12 protein-coding genes, 1 tRNA gene and 2 pseudogenes are annotated in these 20,122 nt (G+C 41.9%); 5 read left to right on the top strand and 10 right to left on the bottom strand.

Translation table 11 applies throughout. The annotated features are described in order from the left end of the window. Positions 1 to 648: 648 nt before the first annotated feature. The 3 genes and pseudogenes from CZ367_RS02260 to CZ367_RS02250 all read left to right on the top strand — a co-directional run. A pseudogene (locus CZ367_RS02260) lies at positions 649 to 1,578 on the top strand (IS1634 family transposase); the annotation flags it as partial. After that, entirely contained in the window at positions 1,551 to 2,159 is a 609-nt protein-coding gene (locus CZ367_RS02255) for an IS66 family transposase (protein WP_237581767.1), read from the top strand. The pseudogene CZ367_RS02260 and the gene CZ367_RS02255, both read left to right, overlap by 28 nt. A 180-nt stretch (positions 2,160 to 2,339) precedes the next feature. Continuing rightward, positions 2,340 to 4,031: pseudogene (locus tag CZ367_RS02250) on the top strand (IS1634 family transposase); the annotation flags it as partial. Between the two features lie 163 nt (positions 4,032 to 4,194). Here the strand turns inward: CZ367_RS02250 and CZ367_RS02245 are convergent. Continuing rightward, positions 4,195 to 5,646, bottom strand: a complete 1,452-nt coding sequence (locus CZ367_RS02245) for a PepSY-associated TM helix domain-containing protein (RefSeq protein WP_077195523.1) — start codon at positions 5,644 to 5,646, stop codon at positions 4,195 to 4,197. A 43-nt stretch (positions 5,647 to 5,689) separates the two neighbouring features. Then, positions 5,690 to 6,565: a hypothetical protein gene (locus CZ367_RS02240; RefSeq protein WP_077195522.1), complete on the bottom strand. Its 876-nt coding sequence runs from the start codon at positions 6,563 to 6,565 to the stop codon at positions 5,690 to 5,692. Positions 6,566 to 6,958: 393 nt separating this feature from the next. Between CZ367_RS02240 and CZ367_RS02235 the strand changes: the two genes are divergently transcribed. Both CZ367_RS02235 and CZ367_RS02230 read left to right on the top strand, forming a co-directional pair. Beyond that, entirely contained in the window at positions 6,959 to 9,013 is a 2,055-nt protein-coding gene (locus CZ367_RS02235; RefSeq protein WP_077195521.1) for a protein-disulfide reductase DsbD family protein, read from the top strand. A gap of 512 nt (positions 9,014 to 9,525) precedes the next feature. Further along, positions 9,526 to 9,888 (top strand): YraN family protein, encoded by a 363-nt coding sequence (locus tag CZ367_RS02230; RefSeq protein WP_077195520.1) that lies wholly within the window; start codon positions 9,526 to 9,528, stop codon positions 9,886 to 9,888. A gap of 18 nt (positions 9,889 to 9,906) precedes the next feature. Here CZ367_RS02230 and CZ367_RS02225 read toward each other — a convergent pair whose 3' ends face one another. The 8 genes from CZ367_RS02225 to dnaE form a co-directional block, all read right to left on the bottom strand. Then, complete coding sequence (locus CZ367_RS02225; protein WP_077195519.1) at positions 9,907 to 10,428, bottom strand: gliding motility lipoprotein GldH; 522 nt, start codon at positions 10,426 to 10,428, stop codon at positions 9,907 to 9,909. Further along, on the bottom strand, positions 10,418 to 11,707 hold the full coding sequence (gene ricT, locus CZ367_RS02220) for a PSP1 domain-containing protein (RefSeq protein WP_077195518.1): 1,290 nt from the start codon (positions 11,705 to 11,707) through the stop codon (positions 10,418 to 10,420). Before ricT ends, CZ367_RS02225 begins: the two co-directional genes overlap by 11 nt. Before the next feature lie 84 nt (positions 11,708 to 11,791). Beyond that, on the bottom strand, positions 11,792 to 12,913 hold the full coding sequence (locus CZ367_RS02215) for a DNA polymerase III subunit (RefSeq protein ID WP_077195517.1): 1,122 nt from the start codon (positions 12,911 to 12,913) through the stop codon (positions 11,792 to 11,794). A gap of 889 nt (positions 12,914 to 13,802) precedes the next feature. Beyond that, positions 13,803 to 13,875: transfer RNA gene (locus tag CZ367_RS02210), tRNA-Lys, on the bottom strand. Between the two features lie 170 nt (positions 13,876 to 14,045). Then, positions 14,046 to 15,119, bottom strand: a complete 1,074-nt coding sequence (locus CZ367_RS02205; RefSeq protein ID WP_077195516.1) for an AI-2E family transporter — start codon at positions 15,117 to 15,119, stop codon at positions 14,046 to 14,048. Positions 15,120 to 15,211: 92 nt separating this feature from the next. Continuing rightward, positions 15,212 to 15,799 (bottom strand): thymidine kinase, encoded by a 588-nt coding sequence (locus tag CZ367_RS02200; RefSeq protein WP_077195515.1) that lies wholly within the window; start codon positions 15,797 to 15,799, stop codon positions 15,212 to 15,214. A 171-nt stretch (positions 15,800 to 15,970) separates the two neighbouring features. After that, positions 15,971 to 16,285 carry a thioredoxin gene (gene trxA / locus CZ367_RS02195; protein WP_077195514.1) on the bottom strand — a complete coding sequence of 105 codons (315 nt, stop codon included), beginning with the start codon at positions 16,283 to 16,285 and terminating at the stop codon, positions 15,971 to 15,973. A gap of 85 nt (positions 16,286 to 16,370) precedes the next feature. Continuing rightward, positions 16,371 to 20,087, bottom strand: coding sequence for a DNA polymerase III subunit alpha (gene dnaE, locus CZ367_RS02190; RefSeq protein WP_077195513.1), 3,717 nt, complete (start codon positions 20,085 to 20,087; stop codon positions 16,371 to 16,373). Positions 20,088 to 20,122 lie beyond the last annotated feature (35 nt).

Here is a 20,122-nt window from a genome sequence, read left to right as displayed (position 1 = left end):
AGAAGCAAGTTGCATTGAACAATGTCAAGAACAAACTTGTGCATTTGGTCACTGCAATGGTTAGAAACCGCCAAACATTCACCCCTGATTATAAAATCTCAGCATAAATTGAAAATAATGGTCAAAACATTTGGATTTTAACATAGAAAGCGATTTGGGTTAAAGCGTTTAGATTTTATGCTTTTCTTCGTCTTTGCACCTTATTTTGGCTCTTTTCGTTTGTTTTTTCAATTGTTTAGCTCGCTAAACGTCTTCAAACACAACCAAGAATAGCTCAAAATAAGCTCGCAAATCTCGAAGAAGTCTAACGACCGATTTGGGATTAATTGAGACTTTGTAAAAGGAAAAACAGAACAATAGCTTTTTAGATATAAATATTGAATATTGTACTTGTAACTTATTGGTTATTAAATGGTTATAAGTATGTTCTGAAACATATATGTTTTACCACCTCAAACATATATGTTTTGCCTCCTCAAAGTTGACCCAAGTTTAACGGGCATAATTATTTTTCATAAATTTTCAGTGTGTTTTGAGGGTTTCAGGTTTGCTAAGTACTTAATAATCAGCCGTAGCGTTTTCTGAATACGGGCTAAATCTGATTTGTAGGACACCAGCATATCAATTTTTTTTTGTTACTTTGCACCTATGCACGCAAATGTACAGACACGTTTTAATCCGGCAACTGGTGAAAAGGCTCTTTATTATAGACTTAAAGAGTCGTATCGTGACGTGGCTGGACACGTACATTCGCTCATCCTACTCAATATTGGTTTTGAACCTTCTCTCACAGCCTTGCAGGTGAGAAGAATTGCTTTTGCACTTACAGAGCGTTTTAAGAACAGAGGAACTAATTCTTTATTTGGCAAGCATTTGGAGGGGCTTACTGAACTGGAACAGGCTAAGGCGGATGAGTGGTGGCAACGGATGAAAGAGGAAGGTGGAATTGATAGATTCGATAAGAAGGAACAGAAGGCAAGAAAGGAGTCTGAACGTTATATCGATCTTGCTACGGCAGAACATACTGACGCAAGGAATGTTGGTGCAGAATGGCTCTGTAAGCAGACCATTGATAAGCTGGGGCTGGAAGAGTTCCTGCGTGACCAAGGATGGAGCAACCATTCTATCCACACCGCACTCTCTGCGCTCATCATCCGGACTGTGTATGCCGTATCTGAACGTTCCTCGTATTATTATCTCAGGGATAATTCGGCTGCCGCCGAACTTTACACTGGGTCGCAAGACTGGACTCCGGGTATCAATGCCCTGTACAAGGTAACGGACAAACTCTATGAACTCAAAGAGAAGATAGAACGTCACTTGTGCAATGTAACAGATAACCTTTTTAATATAGATAACAAGCTGATGCTCTTTGACTTGACAAACTTCTACTTTGAGGGTAGTAAGCGTGAAAGCAAGAAGGCACAGTTTGGTAGGTCAAAAGAGAAGCGTTCAGATTGTAAACTTCTCGTCCTGGCCCTGTGTATCAATAAGGAGGGCTTCATACGCTATTCTTCTATCCTGGNCTCTTCAAGGGCTACCAGGGTGCCATACAGTCTGATGGGTATGAGGTCTACAGCAGGTTTGAGAACGTTCAGGGCATCGTGCTGTTAGGATGTATGGCACACGTGAGACGTAAGTTCGAACATCTGGCGGCTGACGATAAGAACGCCGCCCATATCATCGAAACGATAGCCACGCTTTATGAGTTGGAGGAAAACCTCAAACACAAGAAAGCACCACCCGAGGAAGTGGAGACAGAACGAAAGGCTAAAGCTTACCCTATTCTTAAGTATTTGGAGACCTATATGTTGGATGTACACAAACAGTACACCCCAGGCGAAGCTATGGAGAAGGCACTGCGTTATGCCTTCGCCGTATGGATACGCATTGGCAGATATGTGCAGGACGGACGCTTCAACATAGACAACAACCTTATGGAACAGGCCATCAGACCCATCACGCTTGGAAGAAAGAACTACCTGTTCTGTGGTAACAATGAGGGAGCGGAGAACAACGCCATCTTCTATACCTTCGTGGCGTGTTGCAGGGAAGCAGACATAGAGCCATACAAATGGATGAAGGAAGTTCTTTCAAGGCCCCTGCTCGACATGACGGAGGAGGAACTCACGAAAATGCTACCTTCAAACTTCAAATAACAAATAACCCTTATATGCTGCCAGACATATAAGGGTTATTTGTTGGTGTGAAAGGCGGCTAATATTGGATGCTTACACTGAAAAAACAAACGAAAAGAGCCAAAATAAGGTGCAAAGACGAAGAAAAGCATAACAGCTAAACGCTTTAAAAAGTCTTTGCGGGCTAATAACCGATTTGGGTTTAAGAACAGAGGAACTAATTCTTTATTTGGCAAGCATTTGGAGGGGCTTACTGAAATAGAACAGGCTAAGGCGGATGAGTGGTGGCAGCGGATGAAAGAGGAAGGTGGAATTGATAGATTCGATAAGAAGGAACAGAAGGCAAGAAAGGAGTCTGAACGTTATATCGATCTTGCTACGGCAGAACATACTGACGCAAGGAATGTTGGTGCAGAATGGCTCTGTAAGCAGACCATTGATAAGCTGGGGCTGGAAGAGTTCCTGCGTGACCAAGGATGGAGCAACCATTCTATCCACACCGCACTCTCTGCGCTCATCATCCGGACTGTGTATGCCGTATCTGAACGTTCCTCGTATTATTATCTCAGGGATAATTCGGCTGCCGCCGAACTTTACACTGGGTCGCAAGACTGGACTCCGGGTATCAATGCCCTGTACAAGGTAACGGACAAACTCTATGAACTTAAAGAGAAGATAGAACGTCACTTGTGCAATGTAACAGATAACCTTTTTAATATAGATAACAAGCTGATGCTCTTTGACTTGACAAACTTCTACTTTGAGGGTAGTAAGCGTGAAAGCAAGAAGGCACAGTTTGGTAGGTCAAAAGAGAAGCGTTCAGATTGTAAACTTCTCGTCCTGGCCCTGTGTATCAATAAGGAGGGCTTCATACGCTATTCTTCTATCCTGGAAGGCAATACGGCTGACCCTAAATCACTGCCTGATATGATAGATACGCTGGCAGACAGGAATCCTGTACAAAAAGAAAAATCGCTTATTGTGATGGATGCAGGTATTGCAACCGAAGAGAATCTAAATCTTATTAAGGCAAAGGGTTACAACTATCTCTGCGTATCCCGCACCAAGCTGAAAGATTACACGCTCAGTGAGGACCATAAGAGTGTGATGGTAAAAGACGCCCGAAAGCAAACGATAACGCTCAACAAGGTACACACCGAAGGTGAAGACTACTATCTTGAGATAACCTCTCCATCTAAGGCTATGACCGAATCGTCAATGAACAAACTTTGGCGTGAAAGATTTGAGACAGAGCTGAAGAAGATAAATGATGGTATTGCAAAGAAAGGTGGAACGAAACTCTACGAGAAGGTTGTAGAGCGTACGGGACGAGCCATACAGAAATATCCTTCTATCGCAAGATACTATGCGATAGACTACATTAGAAACGAAGAAAAACCAAAGGAAATGCTACGTGTAGACTGGAATCTCAAAGACCTCTCAGCCATCGAGTCCGGACACGGCGTATACTTCCTACGGACCAATGTAGAAACACTCGACGAGCGTACCACATGGGACTATTACAACCTCATACGAGAAATCGAATGTACCAACAGGCAGTTGAAGACCGACCTGAACCTCCGTCCTATATATCATCAGACCGATGACCGGAGCGATGCGCATCTTTTCTTCGGTCTGCTTGCCTACTGGGTGGTAAATACCATCCGCTGCCAATTGAAGCGAGAAGGCGAATCCTGCTATTGGACCGAAATCGTGCGGAGGATGAGCACCCAGAAACTTGTAACCACGGAAGGTAGGAACCCGTTAGGAGACATCGTACAGATGCGACAATGCAGCAATCCCTCAAAGCAGGCAACTGCTATATACGATAAATTAAAACTGAAATATGCACCATTCAGAAAAATAAAAATTTGTAGGACACAGAGTCCATAGCCAAAACTGAAAAAGTATAATAATAGCAAGATGCTACGATGATAGGTGTTAAACTTGGGTTGAACTTTGGGAACGTCAAACATATATGTTTTGCTTTCTAAAGATTGATGTTTGATTTCTGAAAGATGGTTGGAGGAAATATAGAACAATAATGAGTGTTGTGCTATGTTTGTTTTTTTCTACATCTAATCTTCCAACCGCTCCATATACACCACACTGCAGCAAGCCCTACTACAAAGATGTAGAACATTGTGCCCATACCCAAGAAAGTGTAAATTCTGCCTGTGTGTACCTCGATGCACACATTGCGAAGTGACATAGGTAGCGTGCTCAACCATTGAGGCATAGCGATAGCCGACGTTCCGCTGTTGTAGTCGGCTACAATATCTTTACCTCCAAATGCTTTGGTGTAGCCTGCTATGACGTGTTCGCCTATTGGCATACCCTTTATGGGTTGAGCAGCCTTGCCTGTAAAATAGTCGATAATTTTGTTATTCTCTCTGTCCCAACGATATAAACCATAAAACGAGCCGATAAGCCAATGCCCTTGATTGTCGGTTTCTTGCACGTTGATACCCATCACGCTCACAGGCGGTTGAGCGGTGGTGAGGGCTTTTGGCGTAGCTTGGATATGGGGTAGGGTATAGAACCCTTCAGAGGTATAAAGCAACCATTCGTTGGCATTGTTGTCAAAACGCAGTGTGCGCAATTCGTCGTTCCACGTGTTCGGACTATCCATTGCCGAGAAAGGTAGTGCTGGTACTTTGCCCGATGCAATGGCGATAAGCCCTGGGGGACGAAGAAACCACCCTGTGATGCACAAAAAGAGCGTGAAGACAATGGAAAGTTTACCTATTTTGTTGTGTAAGAATAAAGTTTGGCGCATTAGTTTTGCATTGGGCTTGCTGCTAAAATAAGGCAAAAACCAATAAATATAGCCCGACAGGGTGAGAACGATGAGGATGATGCCTATCAAGTCTACGCAAACTCTGCCCACGATGCCAAATATTCCTCCGCTATGAAGTTGCCACACGGTGCGGAAAAGCGAAACTTGCCCGTCCTCATTGTTGGCAGGGCGAAGCATAACTTTTGTGAATTGTCGGTAAGGTGATGAGGCTATATAAATGTAACTTCTGCTCGTTACAAAGAGCGAGTCGCCCTTCTGTGTAATATCGCTTAGTCGTTCGTCCTCGTCCTTTGGTAAGGCTATTCGCTCCCATTTGTTTTGTTTGTTGAGCGTGTACAAGTTGTATTGCTCTGCTGCAAACAGTTGGCGGTTAGGCATTTGCGCCATACCTTTTATATTTCTATGGTCAGCCCCTTTAGGCAGTCCGTTGTTGAAGTCTTTTATGCCCTTTGCTTTGTCGTTGGTGAGCCAAATGCCCGAATTACCATAGATAAGAACGTGCTTGTTCCATTTCAAAGCACCACGCAACAAACCTTTGTTCCACCCCGTGTAGCGGTAGTCGTTGGGTAGAAGGTTGCGTCCGATGTTTACTTCGGAGAATAGAGTGGGGTGATTGAGTACCAAGCCCGATAAGCAAAACATAATGAGAAAGAATCCCAAAACTAGCCCCAACCATTTGTGATGTTTGCGCCAAGTAGAACGTTTCATATATTTACACCTTATTATATATATAATGGATTTCTATCTTTGTTTACTTTGACGACCTATTGCGTTGCACTCCTTTTTTCCAAAGATAAGCCATTACGGCTATAAAGACAATAAGTATGGCTATCATTTGTGGCGCATAGTGTTCGGGTTCTACCCAAAACTCTTTAAAGAAATTGATGCGGCCAAGGATTTCCACAGGTGTCCAAAACACTATTACGGTAGCTATTGCCATTCTGATGTTTGCCCCCCACGAAGCTAAATGCAACTGTCGCTTGAACATAAACAATGAGCCAACGAAACAAACTAAACCTACGAGGAACGTAACAGGGTGGTGGTCGCCAAGAAAATTCTTGTCGTAACAGAACATTAATAAAAGGTAAAGTCCCCAAAGCATCATATTGATTTCCATAAAGGTAACGATGCTGGTGTGTCGGGTCATTGGTTGCACCACGATGGCTTTGCGCTTGTCTCTGAAACATACCTTTTGAATCCACGTTATGAAGTCGCAACCATTCTTTGTACTGAACGTGTACATCACCATTACCATCATCCACATTCCAAACGATGCAGGCATAATGAGGTATTCGGGCTTTGTAACCACCTTGCCCATCTCTATTTCGGGTTGCACACCATAGCGGCGCGCATAATAAAGGAAGAGAAATTCTACCCAGCCTGTCCAGAAGAGCAAGCCTCCGAATAGTCCCCAAAGGGTTTGTCGGGTATCGCCTTTTACGAAAACACCTATGATAACCATTAGCAAACCTACGAAGCCTAAGGCAAAACCTGCGATGTGCATTGCGCCTTCGTTCATAAATTTCTCCATCAATATCATCAATGCGTGGCCTAACGGCATTGCAAAAAGCACAAGCACAAACGAGGCTATGGTGCGACTAATGTGTATTTTTTTCTTTGTTTCCATTCTATCGGTAATATTTTATTGATACTACTATCTGTTTTTAAAATTGCCTCTTTTGTAGACGAATGTTCTATTTTTTTCTTCGTGCTATTTACGATAAGCATAGTAGTACGCTGATTTGATTGCAAAGTTAAGATTTATAATAGAAACTCACAATACTAAGAAACGATTATTTTGGATTGTATTTTTTGTTTTTTACCCTATATGTTCTCAAAACTTAATATTTATACATTCCTACCTTATAAATCACAAAAAATATTTCAAAATTTCTTTTGAGTAATTCTTATTCTTAAAAGAAAACATTATCTTTGCAGCATAATTTAAAGAAAGATACTAAATCTGAGTGGCAGATGACATCTTGAAATTACCTAACAGAGAAAAACAGTATATTATAAAATGATGGAGAAAATTTTATTTACCTTATTGGTGCTATTATTTAATCTTACAGCAATAGCACAAAATCCTGTACGCTTTAGTGTACAGCAGAAGCGGGTTTCACCTACTGAAGTAGATGTTATCTTTACGGGAAAAATTAATAGTGGTTGGCACGTGTACTCAACTGGTCTGCCTGCAGACGGACCTACTTCGGCTACATTCACATCTGAAAAGGCTGAAGGCGCACAACCTGTGGGTAAGCTTACTCCACGTGGTAAGGAGTTGAACGTGTACGACAAGGTGTTCGATATGAAGCTCCGCTACTTCGAAGGCACTGTTTCTTTTATCCAAAAGTACAAGATTACAGGTAAGACTTACAAGATTTCAGGCTATATGGAGTATGGAGCTTGTAACGACGAGATGTGTATGCCTCCTACAACTGTTGAGTTTAGCTACTCTGGCAATGGTCCTGCTGATGCTCCTGAAGCTAAGGCTGAGGAAACTAAAGATGAAGCTAAAACAGAGGACGCTGCTACACTTGATGGTTCTGCAACCGACTCTGCTGCTATGGCAATGGACGATTTAGCTTTGGGCGATACAGCTCAAGTAGCTGGTGCTTCTGATGTAAATCCTTCAGACCTTTGGCGTCCAGTTATCAAAGAACTTCAAGCATTTGGTACAGATAAAAAATCAGAAAGTCACTCATTGTTCTATATCTTCTTAATGGGTATTGTTGGTGGTTTCGTAGCATTGCTTACACCTTGTGTTTGGCCAATCATTCCAATGACTGTGAGCTTCTTCCTCAAGCGCGCAAAGGACGATAAGAAGAAAGGTATTCGTGATGCCATCACTTATGGTATTTCTATCATCGTTATTTATATGGCTTTGGCAGCTGTTATTACAGCAGTCTTTGGTCCTCAAAAGCTTAACGAGTTGGCTACAAACGCACCATTCAATATTGCGTTCTTCCTCCTCTTGTTGGTATTTGCACTTAGCTTCTTTGGTTGGTTCGAACTTCGTTTGCCTGCTTCTTGGGGTAACGCTGTTGACAACAAGGCTGCATCAACAACAGGTTTGCTTTCTATCTTCTTGATGGCATTCACCCTCTCTTTGGTAAGCTTCTCTTGTACAGCGCCTGTTGTAGGTTTGTTGCTTGTACAGGCTGCAACCAGCGGTGACTGGGTAGCACCTACCATTGGTATGTTCGGTTTTGCGCTTGCGTTGGCTTTGCCATTCTCTCTCTTTGCGCTCTTCCCAACAATGTTGAAGCAAGCACCTAAGTCTGGTTCTTGGATGAATATGATCAAGGTTGTGCTTGGTTTCATCGAATTGGCTTTTGCTTTGAAGTTCTTCTCTGTTGCTGACTTGGCTTATGGTTGGCGTTTGCTTGACCGTGAAACTTTCCTCGCTATATGGATTGTAATCTTCGGTTTGATGGGCTTGTATCTCATTGGTAAACTAAAGTTCCCACACGATGACCAAGAACAGAAGGCAATGCCTGTTCCAGCAATTATGCTCGGTCTCTTGACTTTGGCATTCACCGTATATATGATTCCAGGACTTTGGGGTGCCCCTTTGAAGGCTGTAAGTGCTTTCGCACCACCTATGTACACACAGGATTTCAACCTCAACCACGAGGAAGTTCAACCTAAGTATAAGGATTACGAACTCGGTATGGCTGCAGCAGCTAAGGCTGGCAAACCAGTATTGCTCGACTTCACTGGCTTCGGCTGTGTAAACTGTCGTAAGATGGAAGGTGCTGTATGGACAGACCCTGAAGTTGCAAAGAAGTTGAACGAAGACTATATCTTGATTTCACTTTATGTTGACGACAAGACTCCTTTGAAGGAACCTATCAAGGTGAAACGTGCAGATGGTACACCACGTACATTGCGTACTGTTGGTGACAAGTGGAGTTACCTCCAGGAGGTTAAGTTTGGTTACTTGGCTCAACCATTCTATGTTACTGTTGACAACCAAGGTAATCCTTTGAGCGGTAGCTTCGTTTACAAAGAAGACATCCCTGGATATAAGGAATTCTTGGATAAGGGTGTAGAGAAGTACAAGAACAAGTAATTAGCCCTAATACATTATAAAATTAATCCACGTTGGTTTATCTCTTGATATTCCAATGTGGATCTTTTTATTTCTGATTGATTTCTTTTGAGTTAGGAGAAGTTTATCTCTTGATAATCTTACTTGTATTTTTCGTTTCTGCACAATCAATGTTAGGCTCAGAGGAACTCATCTTTTGATGCACCAAATATTAAGTTTTTACATTTAACCCAACTTCGGTCATTAGCCCGCAAAGGCTTTTTAAAGCGTTTAGATGTTATGCTTTTCTTCGTCTTTGCACCTTATTTTGGCTCTTTTCGTTTGTTTTTTCAGTTGTTTAGCTCGCTAAACGTCTTCAAAAACAACCAAAAATAGCTCAAAATAGGCTCGCAAATCTCGAAGAAGTCTAACGACCGATTTGGGTTTAATGGAGGTGTAACTGAAATGTGTGAGGAATAGTTTGGACAATTCGAAACAATACCTTACCTTTGTAAAAGAATTATTCATCTTTAAATGGAATTATATCTTTTGATATGGCACTACACAACGATATAGGTAAATGGGGCGAGCAAATAGCGTGTGAATATCTAATGCAAAGCGGATATAGGGTGATGGCACGTGATTGGAAGTATGGTCATCGCGACTTAGATGTTATCGCTATTTACAATGATATATTGGTATTTGTGGAAGTGAAAACCCGTAGCAACGAGAAATTTGTTGATGCAGACAAGGCTGTAACTCCACAGAAAATTCGTTCAATTTCGATAGCTGCCAACGCATTTGTCAAAACGAGACGCATAGACAAGGAACTTCGTTTTGATATTATAACCATCGTTGGAACTCCCGAAAACTATGAAGTGCGTCACGTAGAGGACGCTTTTCTCCCTTTTGTTTAGATGTTTCTCCCTTTTGCTTTAGAATATTCTTTGCTTGATAGCCTTATCTGTTCGTATTAACCTTATACCTACATCGCTGATACCTTGCAGCTGTTCTTTGCTCATAATGTGGCGAACAGCAATATTTAATGAGTCGTTGCGCTCTAAAACAAATGAGCAAACGTGATGTGTAATTTCACTATTGGTTATGCCACGTTTACCTACAAGGCGTCCATCGTCACCTATAATTCTGCACGTTATGGTGTCTTGATAAGTTTTATTAGGTAGTTTTTTCTTTTTTGATGCAATAACCGTGCGTTCAATAATAAGCGAAATATTTTTATAAGGATAGTTTTGATTTGCTCTAATGCCCAAATCCATACAATAAGTGCCTTCCCATTGTCGCTCAACCTTGAAGGTAGCCGTATCATTTCTTTGCCAACCATTCACCTCTACTGCCTTATAGCTGTCGAAAGTACGAGGGTCATCGCACGAAATAGAGCTTATAGCCATTGCTACAAGCCCTATTAAGGTTAGAAAAACACGTCCTTTACTCCTCATTCCTCCTATTGTTTTGAGGTCTATTACCACCTTGTCTTCCTTGATGGTGGTGTGGTCGATTATTATTTGGGTGATTATTGCGCTGTGAGCGAGGTGCTTGTCCCTGTTCTTGAGGCTGACCCTTTTGTGGTCTGCGATTCTCATTACGAGGCTGACTTTGCTTGCGCTGATTATTGTTTGACTTGTTTTTACGATGCTGTTTTTCCTTGTCAAAGCGACTAATATCTGCCCCAGCCAAGAGGTCGATAGGCTTTTTAGAAGGTTTAGCCTTACCATTGTTGAGCAACGATAAAGGTCGCTCGCCTTGGCGATTCATCTCAATTATCTCTCTTGCACGTTCTACGGTAATGGTTTCTAAGTTTACTGCCAAATGTTTATCGGTAGAATAAGTGCATTGCCCATTGAGAATATCGGTCTTAAATAGATAGTAATCGGCGTCCATTGTAGCCAATATCACTTCTTTGCTTGGCAATCGCTTTGCCGCTTCCATATATTGGTCTACTTCATAATTGAGACAACATTTCAGCTTTGCGCACATACCCGCCAATTTGGTTGGGTTTAACGAAATGTCTTGGAAGCGTGCAGCGGTAGTAGAAACGCTTGAAAAGTTTTTCATCCACGTAGCACAACACAACTCGCGACCACAAGGACCAGTTCCCCCGATGCGACCAGCCTCTTGTCGAGCACCAATCTGTTTCATTTCAATGCGCACGTGGAAGGCTGCTGCAAGGTCTTTGATAAGTTGACGGAAGTCGACACGCTCATCAGCAATATAGTAGAATATCGCTTTGTTTCCATCGCCTTGATACTCTACGTCTCCAATTTTCATTTGCAAACCTAAGTTCTTGGCTATCTGGCGGCTCTCTATCATCGTTGCGTGTTCACGAGCTTTAGCCTCTTCATACTTCTGCAAATCTACCTCCTTAGCGTGACGATATACACGGCGAATGTCTTCGGGCGACTTGATGCAACCTGCCTTTTTAATCTGCAGTTTTACCAATCTTCCCGTCAGTGTCACTACACCAATATCGTGTCCAGGGTTAGCCTCTACTGCAACCACATCGCCTTTTTGGAGTTCCAATCCGTTCACATTGTGATAATACCCCTTACGTGTATTCTTGAATTGTACCTCCACGAGGTCGGTTGTATCTGTATTCCCTGGGATGTCCTCCAACCAGTCGTAAGTGTTCAACTGTTTATCCTGACGTCCACAAGCCCTATGGCACAAACCTCTGTCGCAGCCTGTCCATATCTTGAATTTCATATTTTTATAATCCATATTGTGATATTTGTGACCTTACGTTTTCAGTCTTTTTTCACGACTTCGCAAGGGTATATATAATGTATGTAATCTTTGAAAAAATTATTTCTTCAATATCAGTACGATGAGTTTCAATGCCATATCGTAAAACACTATTTTGGCATTGGCATTCTGACCGATGTCACGATGACACCGACCGAAAAGTTCGTTTATCTCTATTACGTTTGCTTCGTTTATAAAGCGAGCAAATTTACTTGCAAATTGCTCCTCTTCCAATGTCATATAAGTAAGTTCAGGATTTTGGAAATTGAACATAAAGTTCTCCCTCACCTGTGTTTGGAAGTAGGTCAACATACGGCGTTGCTTCTCTCTTCCGAAAGCCGACACGCTATCGCTCCACCCTTTCAACGCCTTCACCTCACGCATATAAGCAAGGCGCATAAGTGTTTGGAAAAGATGTAAAAACTCACGACTTTCGTTATCTGCACTCAACAGCTCTATGGCGTTAAGCCAACTGCCGTGTGCTATGCGTGCTACACGGTGTGCTGTATCTGTATCTAACCCTCGCTGACTTATCAACGCCTGTTCGATAGCTTCGTCTGCAATGCGCTTCACCTCAATACGCTGTGTACGACTAATAATGGTTTCCAAAAGTCGTTCGGGTTCTTCGCTTACTAAGAGGAAAATTGTGCCTGCTGTGGGTTCTTCCAACAACTTTAAGAGCTTATTGGCAGAAGTGAGGTTCATACGTTCGGGCAACCAAATAATGCACACCTTGTAGCCCCCTTGGCTCGATTTCAATGCCAATCGTCGTGCAACGTCATCACTTTCAGCCCCCGTTATGATGGCTTGCTGTGTAGTAGCTCCCATCGCTTCCATCCATTGCTTTATCGAAAAATAAGCACTATCGGTAATAAGCGTATGCCATTCTTTTGCAAAGTCGGCACTCATAGGCTGGTGCTCTGAACTCATACCCGATAGCTTGATGGTAGGGAAAGTGAAATGCAAATCGGGGTGCTCCATCTTAGCAAGCATTGCCCTTGCATTGCCTTTGTCTGTAGCCGATTGCTCTATAAGATAGCTTGCAAACGCCATAGCCAATGCCATTTTGCCACAGCCTTTTGGACCGCAAAACAATAGAGCGTGAGGTACGTGCCCATTTTGCACCAACTCTGTAAGTCGGTGCTTAGCGTCTTCTTGACCTATAACTTTTGCCCATTCCATCTTTTATTTCTTGTTTATAGCGCAATGGTTTTAGGCTACAAAGTTAGTAAATAAAAATGGAATATGTGGGAGAAAACCTAAAATGGTTGTAGTGGGTAATCAAATAATCTTTTTTGCACGTATAATTGCGAAGTGGATGTGTAGATTTATTGGCTGTAAAACAATGTATTTTGATGTTGATATTATCCCAAATCGGTTATTAACCCGCAAAGGCTTTTTAAAGCGTTTAGATGTTATGCTTTTCTTCGTCTTTGCACCTTATTTTGGCTCTTTTCGTTTGTTTTTTCAGTTGTTTAGCTCGCTAAACGTCTTCAAAAACAACCAAAAATAGCTCAAAATAAGCTCGCAAATCTCGAAGAAGTCTAACGACCGATTTGGGATTATTGTTCTTTTTTTCCTCTTTCCAATCTTCGCAGACAATACATCTATCTTTTGTTTCTAAAACATATATGTATTGGGTTGTCAAAGTTCAACTTTGAGAGGGTAAAACATATATGTATTGCGTGCTCAAACATATAGGTTTTGCATCTTGTTTGTAATCTGTTGTAAATCAGAGTTTTATATAGACGTGTTTTTCGTTTATGTCTGTTTCTGTTATTGTTCTAATTTTCCTCTTCTAATGTGCCGTAGAAATTTGTTTATAGCTTGTATTTTAGAATATAACTATGCTACGAATTGAAGGATCTCATTCGAGCGAGCGAAATAGAGCGAACTATTGACAATGTCGGCAGATATAGAATTTTTATATTTGTTATGGCGATAAAAAGAAATTCAACAATTTACATTTTCCACAAATAGTATAGATTTGGGCTCGCGCTAACCTTGATGTTTGGTGCGTATAAAACAAAAAAAAGAGGACTTCAGCAATGAAGTCCTCTTCTGTGGTTTGTGATTCGCATGGGGCTCGAACCCATGACCCCAACATTAAAAGTGTTGTGCTCTACCAACTGAGCTAGCGAATCTTACCATTAGCTTCTTTCTTAAAAGCGAGTGCAAAGGTAGTTATATTTTTTGAATACGACAAATTATTTGTCTATTTTTTCTCATTATTTAAGTTTTATAGCTGTTAAGTAGTCCATAAAAGGAAAATTTTGAAGATATTTCGGCTGAAAACTGCGACTGAACCTGCGCTTTAATGTTCAGCTCCTTCTTTTGTAACATACCGTTTCCAGTAGGCTATAATGAGGGTTGTGAGTGGAAGAGCAACTATCAATCCAATAAATCCTAAAAGTGTGCCCCATACCGACAATGCCAATAAAAGGATGGCAGGGTTGAGTCCCATAGCTTTGCCCATAATCTTTGGTGTTACCACCATATCGCACAATATCTGAACAATGGCGAATACTGCCAAGGCAGAAAGTAGGATAATCCAAAAGTTTTGCCCCGTATCCGCTGCCTTTAATAGGGCTAAGAATACAGCTGGAACAAGGGCGAAGGTGTGGAGATAGGGTACAAGATTGAGTAGTCCGATGAGAATACCCATACCGATGGCCATAGGAAAACCAATGATGGTGAACCCTATGGCAAAGAGAATGCCCATAACTAACGAAACTAAGCCTTGCCCACGTATATAATTGTTCAGCTCGCGTTCTACATCTGCTGCCAATCCGCTCCAAAAAGGGCGTGCCTTTTGTGGAAATATCTTTATCCATTTGGTGGTAAATTTCTCGTAATCGAGCAGAATAAAGAACATATATAATAAGGTGATAATTGATGCTGCAATCGATATAAGTACACTTGCCGTTTGCCCAATTACAGAAAAAACCTCTGGCATTGCTGACCTCAAAGTTTCGGTAAAGTCGGGACTTTTCAAGAAGTGTTCTATGTCGTGCTTATGGGTTAGAATCCATTCTTGTGCCATTGCCGAAAGGTTATTGGTATGTGCTGTTTTTTGTAGATAGTGGGTTGCAATGTCAATAAACTTGTCTATTTGTTCTATCAATGGTGGAATGATGAATAAGAAAACGCCTGTAAGGACTAATACAACAAAGAATATTGTAACAATGATGCTCAATGCGCGAGTAGGGACGTGCATTTTGTACTGAACAAACTTTACGATGGGATAGAGCAAGTAGGCAAATAGCCACGCTATGAAAAAAGGTAATAATACTCCCGAGAGGGTTTTTACGATGAAAAATACGGTTACTATGGCAAGAGCTACCATTGCCCAACGAATAAAAGTATCGAATGTGATGGGTTTTTGCATTGTCGTTGTGTTCTTTATTTTATTTATATTCGTGTTTTATCAGTCCACTCTTCCCTCGTTTGCCTATATTTTGGTTCGGTAATGAGTGGGAGTTATTTTTCTGCTGCAAGGGCTTTTTGATAACATTCTCTGCAAAGTGGCTCATATTCAGCTTGTTCGCCTAACATCACAAGATGCTCGTCTTGTACCAAACGATGGCTGGCATAGGCTAATGCACCACATTTTACGCAGATGGCGTGTACCTTTGTTACCTCGTCGGCTATGGCGCATAGGTCGGGGATAGGTCCGAACGGAACGCCTTTAAAGTCCATATCCAATCCCGCTACGATTACTCTTACACCATTGTTTGCCAATTGGTTGCACACTTCTTTAAGCCCATCATCTAAGAATTGAGCTTCATCTATACCCACCACATCAATATCTGATGCGAGGAGCAAGATATTGCCTGACGAGTCGATAGGTGTGCTATGGATAGCGTTTTTGTCGTGGCTCACAACATCTTCATCGGAGTAGCGTGTGTCGAGCGAAGGTTTAAAGATTTCTACCTTCTGCTTTGCAAACTTTGCACGTTTCAGTCTGCGGATTAGTTCTTCGGTCTTTCCAGAGAACATACTTCCACAAATTACCTCTATACGCCCTTGGCGGCGTCTTTCTCCATTCAAATTTTCCATTGCTGCCATAATACTTGCAAAGATAAATATTTTCAGATGAATAGCCCAAAAAAACATCAACAAATAAGGTTCCCTTCGTCCGAATTATTTCTTAATATCTTCCTTTTGTTGGGTGCAATAAAAAAGGTGAAACCCCATAAATGAGAATTCACCTTATTATATGTTTCGTTGGTGTTCGACTTAGAGGAGCTGTTGGAATTTTTCGTTCAATTTATCTTTAGATGCAGCACCAACAAACTTGTCTACCAACTCGCCATTCTTGAAGAAAAGGATTGTTGGGATGTTGCGTACACCATATTCGATAGAGATGTCGTCGTTGTCTTCAACATCGCACTTACCTACAACGATTTTGCCGTCATATTCCTCTGCCAATTCAGAAATGATTGGAGCGATGGCCTTGCAAGGACCACACCATGTTGCCCAAAGGTCAACTACTAATGGTAATTCACCATTCTTGTAACTCTCGAAGTTCTGGGTTGTAATTTCTACTTCCATTTTTGTTTATTTTAAATTATGAAATTGATAAGTTTATGTATATATCTTTTTTACTTCAAATATTGTGCCAAACACTGCTTTGACATCAATTAATGGTGTACTCCATAAAGTCGGTAGCCTTGATATAGTCTAACAACTTGCGCTCAACGTTCACTCCTCTGTTGGTAGCGTGTAGGGTTACAGCGTTTTGTTCAGGAGTGTATAACTGTATGTACAGCTGTGTATTACCGGGGGTTTCTTCAATAATAGATGTGAGTTCGGATACCGTTTCGGTATTCAGTGCTGCAGCTTCTATAGATATTGTGAACCGCTGTAATCGCTTTTCTTTTACATCGTACAGTTGCTCTACATTCTGAATTTTTGTCTCAAAGATATTGCTATTGCGAAAGCGAGGCTGACATTTTGCCGTTATAAAGATGGTGTAATTCTCTTTCATTAGTCCATTCCATCGTGCCCAATCCTCGCCAAAAAGTGCAATTTCGCCCACACCTTCAAAGTCTTCAATGGTAACAATGCCGAAAGGTTTACCCGTCTTTTGTGAGAAACGTTCTGTCACAGAAGTAACAATACCTCCAAAGGTTATTTCGTCACGTTTAGACAATTCTTCCATATCGGCTGAACGTCCCATCTCTGAAGTGTGGGTGTTGCAAAGATTATTGAGTATCACACTATATTCGTCCAATGGGTGTGCCGAAAGATAAATACCCACAAGTTCGCGTTCTTTGTTGAGTTTTTCTATCGCTGGCCATTTGTCGCTCTTCGGTATGGTTGGGTGTGCTATCTCTACTTCTTCGCTTCCGCCAAAGAGAGAGTTCTGCATCTGCGCCTTTTCCTGTTGGAATAGCTGCGCATAACGTATAAGTGCATCGAGGAAAGTTTGCCCTTTAGCATTTACACCGAAGAACTCTTCGCGCTGAATACCCAAACTATCGAAGCCTCCACTATAAGCTAAACTTTCGAAAGCCTTGCGGTTTACATTGCTAAGGTCGATACGTTGAGCAAAGTCGAATATATCTTTGTATGCGCCATTTGTCTCACGTTCTTTTACAATAGCATCGGCTGCGCCTGTTCCCATACCTTTGATAGCAGAGAGACCGAAGCGTATTTCGCCCTTCTTATTTACACCAAATCCTATCTGACTTTCGTTTACATCAGGGCCAAGGGTAGCTATCTTTAACGCCTTACATTCCTCCATCAACTTCGTAATTTCGGTAATTTGGCTGAAACGGCGTGTCATCAACGCTGCCATAAATGCAGCTGGATAGTGCGCTTTTAGATAAGCTGTCTGGTAAGCCACCCACGAATAACAAGTAGCGTGCGACTTATTGAACGCATAACTGGCAAATTTTTCCCAGTCTGTCCATATCTTCTCTAATATCTTTGGGTCGTGACCATTCTCTTGACCTTGTTTTAAGAACTTTGGTTTCATTTGGTCAACGATGTCTTTCTTCTTTTTACCCATTGCCTTACGCAAAGCATCACTCTCACCACGTGTGAAGTTGGCGAGCTGACGACTAAGTAACATCACCTGTTCCTGGTAAACGGTAATACCATACGTGTCCTTGAGGTATTTCTCCATACAAGGAATGTCGTATGTCACTAAGCTGGGGTCGTGCTTACGACGAATGAAGTCGGGGATATAGTCCATCGGTCCTGGACGATAGAGCGCATTCATCGCAATAAGGTCTTCAAATACAGTAGGGTGGAGCTCGCGCAAATACTTTTGCATACCTGCTGATTCAAATTGGAACGTTCCAATGGTTTGTCCCTTTTGATACAACTGATAGGTGAGTTCGTCGTCAATTGGAATGTTGTCTATATCAACTATATCGCCTGTGGTCTGCTTGATAACTTTGCAAGCCTCCTTGATTTCGGACAGTGTTTTTAGACCAAGGAAGTCCATTTTGATAAGTCCTGTGGTTTCAATGACGTGTCCATCGTATTGAGTTACAGGAACTTTCTGGTCGGGGAAGTCAGGGTCGGTAGCCGTAGAGATAGGTACCCACTCGCTGATAGGGCTGCGACAGATGATGAAACCACAAGCGTGAATACCTGTACCACGCACCGTTCCTTCCAACATCTTTGCATATTTGATAGTATTTCGTTCACGTACGTCCTCGCTCACTTCAGCATTTTGCAGCCGAGGTGTGCACTTGATAGCATTCTTCAAATTCATCTTCAACCCATCGGGAAGACGATCTGGAATAGCTTTACAAAGGGCGTTAGAAATATCTAATGGCAATCCTTCTACACGTGCAACGTCCTTGATGGAGTTCTTGGTTGCCATCGTAGAATAAGTAATGATGTGCGCACAGTTTTCCTCGCCGTATTTTTCCATTACCCATTGCAATACCTTTCCGCGTCCATCATCGTCGAAGTCGGTATCAATATCGGGAAGGTTTACACGGTCGGGATTGAGGAAACGTTCGAAAAGGAGGTCGTATTTCAGTGGGTCAATACGAGTTATTCCTAAGCAATAAGCCACCACAGAACCTGCTGCAGAGCCACGGCCAGGCCCCACCATTACATCTAACTCTGTTCGAGCCGCATTGATAAAGTCTTGTACAATGAGGAAGTAACCAGGGAAACCCATTGTCTTCATTACGTGAAGCTCAAAAATTATCGCTTTTCTTACTTCATCCGAGAGCGGTGTATCATAAAGCTTGGCTGCTCCGTCAAAAGCCAATTTAGCCAAGTAGTCGGCTTCAAACTTGATACGATATATTTTTTCGTATCCCCCCAATCGGTTTATAACGGCTTGCCCGTCTTCGGGTGACAATTGATTTTCTCCATTCTCATCAGTCGTAAACTCGTTGTATAAATCCTCTTCGCTAAACTTTTTACGCCATTCTTCTTCTGTTCCAAACTCTTCAGGGATAGGGAAGAAGGGCATAATAGGTCCGTTGTCGATGCTATAAACTTCAACTTTATCAAGAATTTCAATTGTTGCAGCCATCGCTTCAGGCACATCGCCAAAGACTTCGTTCATCTCCTCACGCGTCTTAAACCATTCTTGTTTAGAATAGCGCATACGCTTGGGATCGTTCAAATCCTCTTGAGTTGACAAGCACAACAAGTGGTCGTGCGCCTCTGCAGTTTCCTTGTCTTCAAAGTGGCAGTCGTTGGTACAGACACACTTAATGCCATACTCTTTTGCGAATTGCATTAATACTCGATTGGCTTTCTGCTGAAGTGGGAATGCCTCACGATTAGCTACCAACGTTGGGTCTTTCACCTCGTGACGCTGCAACTCCAAATAAAAGTCGTCGCCAAACACACGATGATACCACTGACAAGCCTCTCTTGCCCCTTCAATATCACCTTTTATAATCTTATTAGGCACTTCACCAGCAATGCACGCTGTACAAACAATGAGTCCTTCGTGATATTTCTCTAAGTCTTCACGGTCGGTACGTGGACGATAATAATAACCATCTACCCAAGCACGCGATACCAATTTAATAAGGTTCTTATAACCCGTGTAGTTTTTAGCCAATACAACAAGGTGATAACCCGAGTTGTCGTGCATCTCTTTCACCTTATCTTCTTTTCTTCGGCGTGCCACATACATTTCGCAACCGAAGATAGGTTTAAAAGGTTCAAGCCCTTCTTTCTTGCGTCCTTTATTAATTTTTGCACAATAATCAGAAAACTCTTTTATGCCAAACATCACACCGTGGTCGGTTATAGCCATACCTCGCATACCGTCCTTCACGGCTTTGTCTACAAGATATTGCACCTTCGACTGTCCGTCAAGAATAGAATAGTGTGTGTGAACGTGTAAATGTATGTAATCTTCCATTATAGTATCAAAAATTGAGTTTCAAAGTTACGATT

Origin of the sequence: Prevotella ihumii (assembly GCF_900155655.1) — a bacterium.
GTDB lineage: Bacteria > Bacteroidota > Bacteroidia > Bacteroidales > Bacteroidaceae > Prevotella > Prevotella ihumii.
The sequence above is the reverse complement of the archived record's forward strand: the minus strand, read 5'-3'. Positions and strand labels throughout refer to the sequence as shown.

Bases quoted from the DNA above. Each gene is read 5' to 3' on its own strand.
- dnaE (WP_077195513.1), bottom strand. From the start codon at position 20,087: ATGGAAGATTACATACATTTACACGTTCACACACACTATTCTATTCTT.
- trxA (WP_077195514.1), bottom strand. From the start codon at position 16,285: ATGGAAGTAGAAATTACAACCCAGAACTTCGAGAGTTACAAGAATGGT.
- CZ367_RS02215 (WP_077195517.1), bottom strand. From the start codon at position 12,913: ATGGAATGGGCAAAAGTTATAGGTCAAGAAGACGCTAAGCACCGACTT.
- CZ367_RS02200 (WP_077195515.1), bottom strand. From the start codon at position 15,799: ATGGCAGCAATGGAAAATTTGAATGGAGAAAGACGCCGCCAAGGGCGT.
- CZ367_RS02225 (WP_077195519.1), bottom strand. From the start codon at position 10,428: ATGAGGAGTAAAGGACGTGTTTTTCTAACCTTAATAGGGCTTGTAGCA.
- CZ367_RS02205 (WP_077195516.1), bottom strand. From the start codon at position 15,119: ATGCAAAAACCCATCACATTCGATACTTTTATTCGTTGGGCAATGGTA.
- CZ367_RS02245 (WP_077195523.1), bottom strand. From the start codon at position 5,646: ATGAAACGTTCTACTTGGCGCAAACATCACAAATGGTTGGGGCTAGTT.
- CZ367_RS02230 (WP_077195520.1), top strand. From the start codon at position 9,526: ATGGCACTACACAACGATATAGGTAAATGGGGCGAGCAAATAGCGTGT.
- CZ367_RS02235 (WP_077195521.1), top strand. From the start codon at position 6,959: ATGATGGAGAAAATTTTATTTACCTTATTGGTGCTATTATTTAATCTT.
- CZ367_RS02240 (WP_077195522.1), bottom strand. From the start codon at position 6,565: ATGGAAACAAAGAAAAAAATACACATTAGTCGCACCATAGCCTCGTTT.
- ricT (WP_077195518.1), bottom strand. From the start codon at position 11,707: ATGGATTATAAAAATATGAAATTCAAGATATGGACAGGCTGCGACAGA.